This is a genomic window from Terriglobia bacterium (assembly GCA_020072565.1).
Classification (GTDB): domain Bacteria; phylum Acidobacteriota; class UBA6911; order UBA6911; family UBA6911; genus JAFNAG01.
This window is the reverse complement of record JAIQGI010000013.1, coordinates 65251-78462: the sequence shown is the minus strand read 5'-3', so window position 1 is coordinate 78462 and position 13212 is coordinate 65251. Positions and strand designations below refer to the sequence as shown.

11 protein-coding genes are annotated in these 13212 nt (G+C 59.1%); 7 read left to right on the top strand and 4 right to left on the bottom strand.

The window, feature by feature from the left end; genetic code table 11:
• The first annotated feature begins 661 nt into the window (after window positions 1–661).
• Together LAP85_09925 and LAP85_09920 are read left to right on the top strand one after the other, a co-directional pair.
• Complete coding sequence (locus LAP85_09925; GenBank protein ID MBZ5496710.1) at window positions 662–1168, top strand: hypothetical protein; 507 nt, start codon at window positions 662–664, stop codon at window positions 1166–1168.
• Window positions 1169–1394: 226 nt separating this feature from the next.
• Window positions 1395–2132 carry a hypothetical protein gene (locus LAP85_09920; protein MBZ5496709.1) on the top strand — a complete coding sequence of 246 codons (738 nt, stop codon included), beginning with the start codon at window positions 1395–1397 and terminating at the stop codon, window positions 2130–2132.
• A gap of 70 nt (window positions 2133–2202) precedes the next feature.
• On the opposite strand, the gene LAP85_09915 is transcribed toward LAP85_09920, so the two are convergent.
• Together LAP85_09915 and LAP85_09910 are read right to left on the bottom strand one after the other, a co-directional pair.
• Window positions 2203–3198, bottom strand: coding sequence for an amidohydrolase (locus LAP85_09915; protein ID MBZ5496708.1), 996 nt, complete (start codon window positions 3196–3198; stop codon window positions 2203–2205).
• Complete coding sequence (locus LAP85_09910; GenBank protein ID MBZ5496707.1) at window positions 3185–4534, bottom strand: amino acid permease; 1350 nt, start codon at window positions 4532–4534, stop codon at window positions 3185–3187. The genes LAP85_09915 and LAP85_09910 overlap by 14 nt, the downstream gene beginning before the upstream one ends.
• 114 nt (window positions 4535–4648) lie before the next feature.
• On the opposite strand from LAP85_09910, the gene LAP85_09905 reads away from it, so the two are divergent.
• On the top strand, window positions 4649–4924 hold the full coding sequence (locus tag LAP85_09905) for a hypothetical protein (GenBank protein MBZ5496706.1): 276 nt from the start codon (window positions 4649–4651) through the stop codon (window positions 4922–4924).
• 23 nt (window positions 4925–4947) lie between these two features.
• Here LAP85_09905 and LAP85_09900 read toward each other — a convergent pair whose 3' ends face one another.
• Both LAP85_09900 and LAP85_09895 read right to left on the bottom strand, forming a co-directional pair.
• Window positions 4948–5538 carry a Fe-Mn family superoxide dismutase gene (locus LAP85_09900; GenBank protein ID MBZ5496705.1) on the bottom strand — a complete coding sequence of 197 codons (591 nt, stop codon included), beginning with the start codon at window positions 5536–5538 and terminating at the stop codon, window positions 4948–4950.
• A gap of 201 nt (window positions 5539–5739) precedes the next feature.
• Window positions 5740–7110, bottom strand: coding sequence for an NAD-dependent succinate-semialdehyde dehydrogenase (locus tag LAP85_09895; GenBank protein MBZ5496704.1), 1371 nt, complete (start codon window positions 7108–7110; stop codon window positions 5740–5742).
• Between the two features lie 368 nt (window positions 7111–7478).
• On the opposite strand from LAP85_09895, the gene LAP85_09890 reads away from it, so the two are divergent.
• The 4 genes from LAP85_09890 to LAP85_09875 all read left to right on the top strand — a co-directional run bounded on the left by LAP85_09890 (window position 7479) and on the right by LAP85_09875 (window position 13166).
• Window positions 7479–8819, top strand: coding sequence for a TolC family protein (locus LAP85_09890; protein MBZ5496703.1), 1341 nt, complete (start codon window positions 7479–7481; stop codon window positions 8817–8819).
• Window positions 8820–8860: 41 nt separating this feature from the next.
• Window positions 8861–10132 carry an HlyD family secretion protein gene (locus tag LAP85_09885; GenBank protein MBZ5496702.1) on the top strand — a complete coding sequence of 424 codons (1272 nt, stop codon included), beginning with the start codon at window positions 8861–8863 and terminating at the stop codon, window positions 10130–10132.
• 89 nt (window positions 10133–10221) lie between these two features.
• Window positions 10222–11793 (top strand): DHA2 family efflux MFS transporter permease subunit, encoded by a 1572-nt coding sequence (locus tag LAP85_09880; protein MBZ5496701.1) that lies wholly within the window; start codon window positions 10222–10224, stop codon window positions 11791–11793.
• A gap of 161 nt (window positions 11794–11954) precedes the next feature.
• Entirely contained in the window at window positions 11955–13166 is a 1212-nt protein-coding gene (locus LAP85_09875; protein MBZ5496700.1) for an MFS transporter, read from the top strand.
• Window positions 13167–13212: the final 46 nt, after the last annotated feature.

Here is a 13212-nt window from a genome sequence, read left to right as displayed (position 1 = left end):
CAGTCTCTCATGCGCCCAGGAGCGCACCCTGCATGAGAATCGGGGCAATGTTGGGAGACATGAGGAGGGGAGCGGGGGCCCGACCGCTCCCGGCAAATTCTATTTTCGAAACACGCTTACGCGTGCCGGGGAACTTGGATCAAGTTCAGGGCCGTCCTTGAGAAATTGCTTGCCCAAGGTTGATGAAAATGAGCATCCAACTGTGATGAGAAATGACATCCTCCGGGTGAGCCTGCCGGCCTGACAATCCATCGAATTGTTCAACGTATGATTTCCAGCTGACCACGTTGAGACATCCCGGCGACCCGTGGCACCGTCGCCGCCGACCGGCATCTTTGTCCGCGAAGGGAGTTGCCTAAGGATGCCCAGGCCCGCGGAGCTCGACGAGGGATACAGGCTAACAATTGTCTTTTCAGATGATTACAAGGGAGCCAAGCCGGCCTTCTCTTGAATCGCCGCGGATCATTGCGGCGGGATATCCGTCGTCGGCATTGCAGTGGGGGTATTGGTGTTTGGGATGGCACGCGCCGCGCAAGATCAGACGACTGCGTCCGGCCCGGGTTTGTGCGAGGATTTTTTGCCCGATGGCACGAATCCTGCATAGAAGTATGTGCTGGCAGACAATCAGACGCTTTCTTAAATCATTTGACGGAGCATCGGTATGTTGCAAGAAACGATTTCCGCGAATCCCGATCCGGTATTGCCGGAGAATGGGCTCAGAGCATTAGAGAAGGCTTTCAGGGACTGCGAGGCCCGCCTGGGGAGGCCCGCTACCAATATGGAGGTTTGCGACGAGCTGGGATTGAGCCTGAGGGAGTTTTATGTCCTGCTCGATCTCCATAAGGGGATAGGCTTGGGCAGCATGAACGATTTTGAGCCGGCCGACGGGGACGCGGGTTTGGGGCCCAGAATCAAATATGTCCCGGACCCGGAGAAGGCGGAATCCTTCCGCGTCTGTTCCAAGTCCGGATTTCGCATTGCGATGGCTCACGCGCTCGAGGCACTGCCCAAGAATGAGAAACTGGTCGTTTCCCTCCACCACAACGAAGATCTTTCCATGCAAGAGATCGCCGAGATATTCGGAATCTCGGAACTGCGCGTTGCCCAGATTCATGCGACGGCCATGCTGCGAATTCGGGGAAAGCTCCAGGATCTCGATGAAGTCTGAACTGGAGATCGCCACAAAGTCGCCGGCCCTCCCGATCGGATAGGCCGGATCGGCTTCAGCTTGCAGTTTCCTGTGTGATCGTCACGTCCGTCCTCGTTTCCCACCGGCCTCGGTTGCTTTTCTGAACCCTTCTTGTGACAGACCCGTCTAATTGGGAGTATACTGCTTCGCGAAATTCCAGTTTCATCCAGATCTAATCAGCGGAAATTGTATGGAGGAAGGTGTAATGAAGAGCAAAACAATGGCGCTCCTGGTATTGCTCGGCCTGGCATTGGCGATCGGTGTGGCGGCCGCGCAGAAGAACAAACCTTGGACCGAATGGACCATGCAGGACGCCGAAAAGATACTTAATCAATCTGGCTGGGGGCAAACGCAAACCGAAACCGATACCACGGAAACCTACTTTACTCCCGGTGCCCGCCCTATCGACAGCCGGGGTGCCATGAACCAGGCTACCGGCGTGAATTACCGCATTCGTTTTCTTTCCGCAAAGCCCATTCGCCAGGCCTTTCTGCGAATACTGGAACTCAACCCGACCAAGTCCACCCCGCAGCAGACCGAGCTCATGCGCCAGTACGTTGACCGCAAATTCGAGAAGATTGTCGTTATCGCGGTCGATTACGATCAGCAGGGATTGGCCAAGGACGGTCGTTTCACCCAGCCTGTTTTCCAGGCTTTTGGCGTTGCCATCACCGCCACCATGAAGAACAACACGTATCTCGACATCAAAGGCGGCAAGCGCGTGTTCCTGCAAGAGTACCAGGCCCCGATCCCCGGTGAGGGCTTGGGGGCAAAGTTTATTTTCCCGCGCATCGTCGACGACAAACCCATCCTCGACGCCAAGACCGGCGACGTGCGCTTTTATGCTGAATTTCCGAAGGCGGCGGGCAACAACCAGCTGATCAAACTCGACATGCGCTTCAAGGTTAAAGATCTGATGTATGAGGGCATTCTCGAGTTCTAGCTCATTTTGGCTCCGCGAAAGAAATAAGGCACGAAGAGTGACGAATGATGCCTGCTTCATTTGTCACTCGTCATGCGTCATATTTGTAAAGTCCCAGTAATCGAGCCGCATTCCCCCATCGAATGCCCGCTTTCTGTTCCTCGGGGATGCTCAGCTTTTCGATGCTGGCGATCATCTGCGTCAGACTCCCGATCTGATGCGGATAATCGCTCCCAGCCACGAGGTGATCTGCACCGGCAAAATCAATCGCGAGCTGCAGGGCCGCCGGGTCAAAATTGACGGTGTCAAAATAGAACCGCTTCAAGTATTCGCTCGGCGGCTTGCTGATGTTTTTCCTGCACTCCTTGAATGCGGAGTGCCCCCGATCCAAACGTTCCGCCAGGTAGGGGATGGCTCCGCCGAGGTGGCAGAGGACCCACTGGATTCCGGGAAACCTTTCGGTGACGCCGCTGAAGACGAGTTTGGCCGCGGCGAGTGTAGTGTCGAAGGTGAAGCCGAGCAGAGGTGTGAGCCAGTATTCGGTCATGGCCTCGACCCCGACGGGAAAGGAGGGATGAATGTAGATCACCGCCTTCCTCCGGTCGGCGCGTTCGTAGAGAGGCCAGAAGCAGGGGTCGCTCAGAGCCACTCCATTGATGTTGCTGAAAACCATCACCCCCCTGAAGCCAAGATCGTCAAACGCGCGATCAAACTCGGCCGCCGAGGCCTCGGGTGCGTTCATGGGGAGCGTTGCCAGTGCCGCGAAGCGAGCGCCGCGTTCGTACACGATCCTGGCCATTGCGTCATTGACCATGCGGGCCAGCTCGACCGCACGGTCCGGCGTCTCCACATGGGTGCCCGGCGTGGTAAAACTCAGAATCTGCTTGGTCACACCTGCACGGCTCAGGGCGTCGGCACGATAGGAAATGTCCCGGTGCCCGGGCACAAGAATGTTGTAATCTCCGGGGTAGTGAACCAGTGGATTGCCTTCCGAGTCGAAGGTCACCCTTACGTTGCTGGGCCCGGCTTGGATGGCCTCGAGATACTCCGGCGGGTAAAAGTGGTTGTGAAAATCAATGAATGGCACTTGCCTGTCTCCTTTCTCTGTTGAATCTTGCCTGAAGGCAATAGGCGGGAAGTCCCAGCAGCACGAGAGACAATCCGGACAGGCTCTCGATCGGGCTGGATACAATCTGGTTGACGACTATGGCAAAAGAAGAAATCACAAAAAGCGCCGGCGTGACCGGATAGCCCCAGATGCCGTAGCCGCGTCTGATCCCAGGCCTGCGCCGGAGCACAAACAAACCGATGGCCATGAGTCCGAAGAAAACCCACTCCGTGTAGACAACGCGGGTGAACAGCGTCCGATAAGTTCCGGTGGCGACGAGAACAGAAGACCATACCGCTTGCAGCAGGATGGCCTTGTGAGGCGTGTGAAAGCGCGGATGGATCGCGCTCAGCCAGCGAAAGAGCAGGCCATCCTGGGCCATGGCATAGTAGACGCGGGGGCCGCAAAGTATGATGCCGCTCATCGCCCCGAATGTGGAGAACACGACCAACGCGGACATGAAGGCACCGCCGCCGAAGCCGACCAGGGCATTGGCGGCGTCGGCCGCGATTCTGGTCGATGATGCGACCGTGGAGAGCGGCAGCACGTACATATATACTGCGTTCAGTGCCAGATAGCACACCGTCACCAGAACTGTTCCGAGAATGAGAGCGCGCGGAATAATCTTCCGCGGATCGTGGGTCTCCTCGGAATTGTAGGTGACCATGTGCCAGCCGCCGAATGCAAACAGCCCCGCGATCATAGCCAGCAGAAAGCTGTTGGCGGAGACGCTGCCGAGGTTGCTGAGGTCTCCGGCTGCGAAATGAGCGGGCAGGCCGGCACCTCGGATAAAGCCGAAGGCGATGATGAAAGCAATGGCGGCCAGCTTGCCCGCCGTGAAGAGTGCCTGCAGGAGGCTCCCCTGTTTGATTCCGACATAGTTGACCGCCGAGAGCAGCAAGATGGCTGCGATGGCTACCCCCTTGACGTCCCCGGCACTCAGAGGCAGGAAATAGGCGGCATAGCGGGCGAAGACGACCGACACGGCAGCGATAATGCCCGAATGCATGCTCCAGAACATGGCCCAACCCCAGAGAAATCCGACCGCGGGGGAAAAGGCTTCACTCAGGTACACATAGACACCGCCGGAACGCGTAAAGATCGAAGCCAGTTCGGCGCACACGAGAGCGCCGAAGATCGTGAGCGTTCCCGAAACCAACCACACAAGAAATACGCCGCTAACGGAGGGTACTCGTCCGGTGATTTCCGAAGGTTGGACGAAAATCGAGGCACCGATGATGATGCCGACCACCATCGCAGTCGCCCGCGGAAGAGTGATTGCGCGCATGAGTTGGGGTGGGTTGAGAGGATTCATCCGATGTCTTGGTTTCCCGAGTGCCGTGAAGCAAGGCTTGTAACACAAATCAAAACCCGGAATCAATCTAACAGCAACGACGAAATACGCGAAACTCACGAAAGGGGGTTTGGTATGTTTCGCGGTTTCCGCGGTTCAACGGTCGTCCCATCTGGGAGTGCGGTGGGCGTGGAAGGCTCCGATTCCTTCTTTGCCGTCGTGGTTGGGAAACAGGCTGTTTCAATACAGGCGTTCGAGCCACGCACGGGGCTCGCCTGGAGCCTCGAGCTGCGCGCCACGTGCGGCGCGAGCGGCTTTCCTGAGCGAGAAGGCAGAAAGCGGCCGAAGATGTTAAGGAGTCCTATCAACCACGAAATACACGAAAGGGCATTCGTGTATTTCGTGGTTTGATTGTGGGCCGTTCCGGCGTTTCACTAGGAGGCAGCCTGGAACCGGTCGCCGACGGCTTTCCAGCTTGTGGCTTTCAGGAACGCTTCGATGTAATCCGCGCGCTTGAGCTGATAGTCGGTGATGAAGGCGTGCTCGAAGACATCCATGATCAGGAGTGGAGCGCAGCCCGCGAGATGACCGACGTCGTGTTCGTTGACCCAGACATTGAAGAGGTGCTTGCTGATGCTGTCGTAATACAGGACGGTCCAGCCGATACCGCGCATCGTCCCGGTGCCCTTGAAATCCTTCTCCCAGTTTTCCAGACTGCCGAATTCCTGCGCGATCCTGGTGGACAGCGGCGACCCTTTGTCGAGTTTCGACCCGCCCTTGATCATGTTCTCGAAATAGTATTCGTGCAGCCTCATGCCGTTGAATTCCCACCCGAACCTGCGGCTCAATTCTGCATACTCCGGGGTTGCGATCTTTCCTTCCTTCAGCAACGAGTCCAGGATTTCAGCCAGCTTGTTTGTGTTCGCCACATAGCCTTTATAGAGAGTGAAGTGGTTGTTCAACAGGGTGTTGCTGAACCCTTCGGTTCCCAGCAAATGCTCGAAATTCCTCGGTTCGTATTTCATCTTCGCCCCTCAACGATATTTGGATGCTTACGAGACAAACCAACCGTACCAGGAAATCGTAACCTGGAAAATGTGCTTTGGCTAGAGTGGAAGGAAAAATGTAATTTTGGAATCTGGATTTTGGATCGAAAGTCCGCCGACTTGGCAGTACGGGGTGACGACAGAATCGACGAACCTCAGTGTGCGAGCCGCAATCCAAAATCAACCGCTGGGCGGGCCGATCCAGACGGTCTGGATGTTCACGAACTCGCGGATGCCGAACTCGGAGAGTTCGCGGCCGTAGCCTGAGCGCTTGACGCCGCCGAAGGGGAGACGCGGGTCCGAAGCCACCATGCCGTTGATGAAAACCTGTCCTGCTTCGATTTCGCGGGCCAGGCGTCGCGCCCGCGCGAGATCGGACGTCCAAACAGCCGAGCCCAGGCCGTAAGGAGAACTGTTGGCAACCTGAACGGCTTCGTCCGCGTTGCGTACCCTCATCAGGGCCGCGACCGGGCCGAAAACCTCTTCGCAGGCCGCGGCAGCATCCAGAGGGACCTCCGAGATTACCGTCGGATGATAGAAATAGCCGCGCCCGCCGCAACGGCGGCCTCCGAGGAGCACCCGGGCGCCGCGTGCCACGGAATCGCGCACCTGGCGATCCAGATCATCCATCAGATCGCGGCGCGCCAGAGGGCCGACGCGGGTCTCACGATCCATTGGATCCCCGATCTTCAGCGCCTGGACTTCCGCGAGGAAGCGTTCCTGATACTCCTGCCACACTGCATCGACGACAATAAATCTCTTGGCGGCGATGCAGCTCTGGCCGGTGTTTTGATACCGCGCACGCACGCCGACGCGTGCTGCAACTGCGAGGTCAGCGTCCTCCAGAACAATAAATGGATCGGACCCACCCAGCTCGAGCACGGTCTTCTTGAAGACACGCCCGGCGCGGGAGGCCACCGAACTGCCGGCCGCCTCACTGCCGGTCAGCGTCACAGCCGCGATTTGCGGGGACTCAATCAAACCGGCAGTTGCCGCAGCCGGCACGAGCAGCGTGCGGAAAACTCCCGCCGGAAATCCGGCCTCGCGAAAGACCTCTTCAATGGCCAGTGCGCACTGTGGGACATTCGACGCATGCTTCAGAACAGCGGCATTACCCGCCATCAGTGCCGGGGCGGCAAATCGAAAAACCTGCCAGAAGGGGAAGTTCCACGGCATGATTGCCAACACCACCCCGAGCGGAGTGTACTGGATGTAGCTCTCGGCGGCATTCGAGGCACGAGATTCATCCTGAAGAAAGCGCTGCGAGTTCTCGGCATAGTAGTCGCAATTCCAGGCGCACTTTTCGACCTCGGCTTCGGCTTCGACGATCGGTTTGCCCATTTCTGCGGTCATGAGGGCCGCCAGGCGCGCGCCGTGCCCGCGCAGACCGGCGGCTGCACGCCGCATGAGGGCAGCGCGTTCCTCAAAGGGGGTCCTGCGCCAACTCCGGAAGCTCTGGGAGGCATCCTGCAGCGCCTGGTCGATATCCTCTTTGGAGTGAATCTGGAAGGACTTCAACACCTCTTCGGTTGCCGGGTTGATCGATTGCATGACTTCGCCCTCCTTTCAGAGTACGGTATTCTCCTCCAATATAACCGCAGAGGGAGCAGAGGGCGCAAAGAAATAGATCCCAGAGGCAAAGACAAAGATCATGGGAAGGGTGATTCCTTCCTGGTTACCACCTCTTTTTTCTCTGCGTTCTCTGCGCCCTCTGCGGTAAGGTTTTCATAGGCGCGGAAGGAATGCCGCGCCCGCCTCGGAAAGGTGCATATCCCGATCAGCTCGAGGCCTGATCTGATGTGGAAAGGAATCTCACCCTGATGAAACCGACCGCTACCGTTTCAACTGTTGCAGTTATCCTATGTGCATTGAGCAGTGCCTGGGCCCAATATACGGGTCCCGCGCCCCAGGGGCAAAGCATGATGTCCGGTGCTGCCTCACCGGACGGGCCGCAAAGCCAGCTGCTGGCAGGCGTTCCCTCCGGCACAGCCACAGCGAAGGTCCTGTCTCTGTCTCTCAAGGATGTTGTCGATCGAGGACTGAGGTACAACCTCGGCATCATCCTCGGCCAACAGAGTATCCGGGCCGCTCAGAGTTCGCGACTGCGCACGCTCAGCGATTTGCTTCCCCACGTGACGGTTCAGACTTCTGAGACCGTCGAGCAGGTGAATCTTGCCAGTGTCGGGTTCTCCGGCTTCCCGGGGATCCCGCAGATGGTCGGACCCTTCGGGGTGTTCGACATCAGGGCTTACGTATCCCAATCGCTGTTGGATTTGAGCAAGGTCAGTGAGCTCCAGGCAAGGACGGAGAATGTGAGAGCGACCCAGCACGCATATAAGAATACCCGTGATCTGGTGGCTCTCGCCTGTCTTCAGCTGTACATGCAGGCGGTGGCCGGCGGCAGCCGCGTCGAAGCCAATCAGGCCCAGCTCAAGACGGCGCAGGTGCTTTACGAACTTGCACTGAGCCGGCGCAGCGCGGGGCTGGTCCCCGGGATCGAAGTGCTGCGGGCGCAGGTCCAGATGCAGGCGCAGCAACAGCGTCTTATTGTGGCCCAGAACGACTTTGCCAAGCAGAAGCTCAATCTGGCGCAGGCCATCGGCTTGCCGCTGGGGCAGGAGTTTCAACTTACGGATCAGATCCCGTACACGCCGTTCGCCCCCATTGCCATCGAGGACGCTTTGCAGGATGCCTATCGCTATCGGGGCGACTACCAAAGCGCGATGGCACAGGTAAAGGAGGCGGAACGCTCGCGTGAGGCAGCAGTCCGTCAGAGAGCGCCGAGTATGGATCTGAATGCCAATTATGGCGATATCGGGCAGCGTCCCTTCAACTCGCACGGTAGTTTTCTCGTGGCGATGAGTCTGCGCATCCCTATTTTTCAAGGGAGGGAAACCGAGTCGAAGATTCTGGCTTCCGATGCCCAACTCGAACAGCAGAAGGCGGACCTTGAGAGTTTGCGCGCGCGCATTTACTATGAGATACGGACGGTGCTTCTTGATTTGAAGTCGTCCGAGGATCGGGTTCTGGTGGCCCAGAGCAGCCTCGACCTCGCCACCGAGCAGGTAACTCAGGCGCAGGATCGATTCGCTGCCGGCGTGGTGAGCAACATAGAGGTGGTTCAGGCGCAGGACGCTCTCGCGACGGCCACGGAGGACTATATCTCCAGTCTCTATGCACATAACATTGCCAAAGCCACTCTGGCCGAGGCGATGGGCATGGCCGAGAGCGGATATGAGAAGCTCTTGCGAGGCAAGTGAGGGAAAGACAAGTGGAGAACAGCTCCAGGGAAGACCTTGAAATGAAACAGCCGCTCCCTGTCGCGCCCCAAACGCCGGCGGCGCGGAATCGGGTGCAGGGCCATCTGTCCCTGAATCGCATTAACCGCTCAATGCTGCTCGCCGTTCTGGTTGTCGTTGCAGCCGGCTCCTGGTTGCTCTGGCACTACTATGCCTTGCGCGAAAGCACAGACGACGCGCTGATCGACGGCAATATCAGCCCGGTCGCCGCGCGCGTCAGCGGCACGGTTGTCGCCGTCAACGTGAGCGACAACCAGCTGGTGCAGGCCGGGACGGTCCTGGTGCAACTTGATCCCAGGGATTACCGGGTGGCGTTGGCGCAGGCCGAGGCGAACCTGGCGTCAGCGATCGCAACCTCGGAAGCTGCGCGCACGGGAGTGCCTGTCGAGTCGATTGCCACGGCGAGCCAGGTGAGCACCACCGAGGCCGCACTGCGGCTGGCAGAAGGAGGTGTCGCGGCAGCGGCGCGGGACGTCGACAGCGCACAGGCGCGACTCGATTCCGCCCGCGCACGGCAGCGCGAAGCTCAAGCGAATTACACCAGGGCTCAGCAGGATCTGGAGCGCTACAAGAAACTGATCGGCAAAGACGAGATCTCGCAGCAGCAGTACGACACGGCGGCGACGGCGGCGGCAGCGGCGCGCGCCGTGCGCGATTCGGCCGAGGCGCTGGTGGACGAGGCTGACAAGGCAGTCGGAGCTGCGGCGGCGCGACTGAACCAGGCCCAAAGCGTCGTGTCGGAGGCGCAGGCCGCAATCAGAGCGGCCAGCACCGCACCGCAACAAGTGCGCATCAGCAAGGCGCAGGCCAGCTCGGCCGATGCCAGGGTGCAGCAGGCCAGGGCGGCCGTGGAAGAGGCACAGCTTCATGTCGAATACACATCGGTCAAGGCTCCTGTCACGGGATGGGTCACCGGCAAAACGGTGCAGATCGGACAGGTGGTACAGGAAGGCCAGGGATTGCTGGCCATCGTTCCGCTCGAAGACATCTGGGTAACGGCTCAATACAAGGAGACGCAGCTGAAAAACATACGGCCGGGCCAGCGCGCGCAGATTCGTGTCGACGCTTACGGGCGCACGTACAATGGCTATGTCGACAGTATCGCGGCGGCGACCGGCGAACGTTTCAGCCTGCTGCCGCCCGAGAACGCGTCGGGCAACTTCGTCAAGGTTGTCCAGCGCGTACCGGTAAAAATCGCACTCGAGAAGGGGCAGGACCCGGAGCACCTCCTCCGCATCGGGCTGTCCGTGGAGCCAACCATCATAATCAGGTAGTCGAACCGAAAAACCGGGCCACGGGTGCCACAGGAGTTTTCTCCTGCGGGCAATCCTGGAAATCCGCGGTTGATTTGCATTTGAAAACGATGCGCAGCGAAATTCCGCAGGTGCCCACGCCGGTAAATCCCTGGATCATCGCCATCTCGGTGATGCTTGCGACCTTCATGGAGGTGCTCGACACCACGGTCGTGAACGTCTCGCTGCCGCACATTGCCGGCAGCATGTCCGCGTCGGTCGATGAGGCAACCTGGACTCTGACTTCCTACCTGGTTGCCAATGCGATCATCCTGCCGCTGACAGGCTGGCTGGCGAACTATCTCGGGCGCAAGCGACTGCTCATGATGGCGGTGACCGGCTTCACAGCCGCGTCATTTATGTGCGGTCTCGCCTGGAACCTGGCCTCACTCATCCTTTTTCGCGTCATCCAGGGAATGAGCGGCGGGGCATTGCAGCCCCTGTCGCAGGCTGTCCTGCTCGAAACTTTCCCGCCCCGGGAACGCGGCAAGGCGATGGGCTTCTGGGCGTTGGGGATCGTTGTGGCGCCCATTCTGGGCCCGGTCGTGGGCGGCTGGCTTACGGATAACTACACCTGGCGCTGGGTCTTCTATATCAACATTCCAGTCGGTCTGCTCTCGCTTTTGATGACGAAGACGTTCATCTTCGACCCGGCCTACATCCGGCGAAGCTCGGCACGCATCGACTTCTGGGGCATCGGTTTCCTCGCCGTCGGAATCGCCTCGCTGCAGGTCCTGCTCGACAAGGGACAGGAGCTGGACTGGTTCGGATCTGCAGCAATAAGGTACCTGACCCTGATCGCAGCCGTCGGCTTGATCGCTTTTGTCATACGCGAGCTCACCACTTCGGATCCAGTGGTCCGGCTGCGTGTTCTTAAGGTCGCGACCTATAGTGCGGGTGTGTTCCTCATGACCATGCTCGGTTTTGTCTTGTATGGAAGCCTGATACTGGTCCCGATCCTCCTGCAGACTCTCATGGGCTACCCTGCGCTCGAGGCCGGAATCGCCATGGCGCCGCGCGGCATGGGATCCTTTATCGCGAACCCGATTGTCGGCGTCATGGTCGGGCGCGTGGGGCCGCGCAAGCTGCTGGCGCTGGGACTGGCCGCGGGCGCGGCCACGCTTTTCTGGCTGGGCTCGGTCAATCTGAGCGCGGGATACTGGAGCTTCTTTTGGCCGCAGTTCATTCAAGGGGTCTCCCTCGCATTGCTGTTTGTTCCGCTGACGACTGTGACGATGAGTCCCATTCCCAAAGAGGAGATGGGGAACGCCACCAGCATATTCAACCTCATGCGCAACCTGGGCGGAAGCTTCGGCATCGCCACCGGTACTACGATATTGGATCGCCGCATTCAGAAAAACACCGACCTTCTCGGGAGGCACGTGAATGCCGGCGGTCCGCTGACAGAGTCGTTCCGCGCGCGCCTGCGCTCGGCGTTCATCATGCGCGGCATCGATCCGGCGGCCGCGAAGATCCGAGCCAATGCCGCCCTCTTCGGCATGGTACAGCGGCAGGCCGCCATGCTCTCCTTCATTTATGTCTTCCGCTTTCTGGGGCTCGTCTTTCTGTTGATGCTGCCGCTTGTGCTTATTATGAAGAGTCCGAAGCAGCGCGAGGAATCAGGCGATGCCGAGGCGCACTAATCCCCGAGCTCACGGATTTGAACCCGATAGCGATTTCCGCTGTGCTACGATAAGGAATTGCACGTTGGATTTGGATCTGATATCAGACCTGAGCGCCGATCTTCGTGAGCACACTTCCTGCCGCACCTCTCAGCCAGAAGCCCGGACCTCGCCGTGGAAGCATGTTTCGTGCGTTGCGACACCGCAATTTCCAGTTGTTCTTCGGCGGCCAGCTCATCTCTTTGGTTGGGACCTGGATGCAGATGCTGGCGCAAAGCTGGTTGGTCTATCGTTTGACCCATTCGGCAGCGCTGTTGGGAGAAGTCGGCTTTGCCTCTCAAATCCCGGTTCTGTTCCTGGGACCTGTGGCCGGCATATTTGCCGACCGCCACAGCCGCCAGCGGATCGTCATCGTCACCCAGACGCTGATGATGATCCAGGCGCTGGTCATGGCCGCACTGACCCTGACCCACACGATCAAGGTCTGGGAGATTTTCGTCCTGGCCTTGTTTCTGGGAATATGCAATGCCTTTGATATTCCTGCACGGCAGTCCTTCATCGTCGAGATGGTCGGCAGTGATGACCTGATGAACGCGATTGCCCTCAATTCCTCCACGTTCAACGCCGCCCGCAGCATCGGGCCGGCGGTTGCAGGGATCCTGGTCGGTGCGCTGGGCGAAGGAATGTGCTTTCTGCTCAACGGGCTAAGCTTCATCGCGGTGATCGCGGGCCTGTTGATGATGAGGATCGATCAGCTGGCGGTCCGGCGAGACCATGCCCCGAAACTCGAGCAGTTCAGGGAAGGCTTCGTCTATGTGCGCGGCAATACGGCAATCCGCACCCTCCTCCTGCTGCTCGGCATCGTGAGCCTGCTCGGCATGTCTTATACGGTGCTGATGCCCATCTTTGCGGACAAGGTGCTGCATAGCGGAGCCGGCGGCTTGGGGGAACTGTTGACCAGTGCCGGAGTCGGTGCTCTGATCGGAGCGCTCTGGCTGGCAAGGCGCCAACGGGTGCTGGGCCTGGACCGTGTCGTAGGCCGAGCCTGTGCAGGATTCGGCGCGAGCCTGATCCTGTTTTCGTTGTCCCGAATCCTCTGGCTCTCCTTGCTCCTGCTGGTGCCGGCGGGCTTTTTCATCATGACGCAACTGGCCTCGACCAATACGCTGATCCAGTCCACTGTCAGCAACACGATGCGTGGCCGCGTCATGGGAATCTACAGCATGATGTTCCTGGGCTTGGCGCCCTTCGGCAGCCTGATTGCAGGATTCATGGCCCAGCATCTCGGCGCCCCGGTTGCAGTTTTCTTCTGCGGTTCCGCTTCCATGATCGCCGCCGCAATCTTCTCGCTGAGACGCCCCGCCCTGCGGATCGACGATCACCTCATGCAATAATCGTATCCAAACCTCTGCACGCAGGTGACGCGGAGAAATTCACATC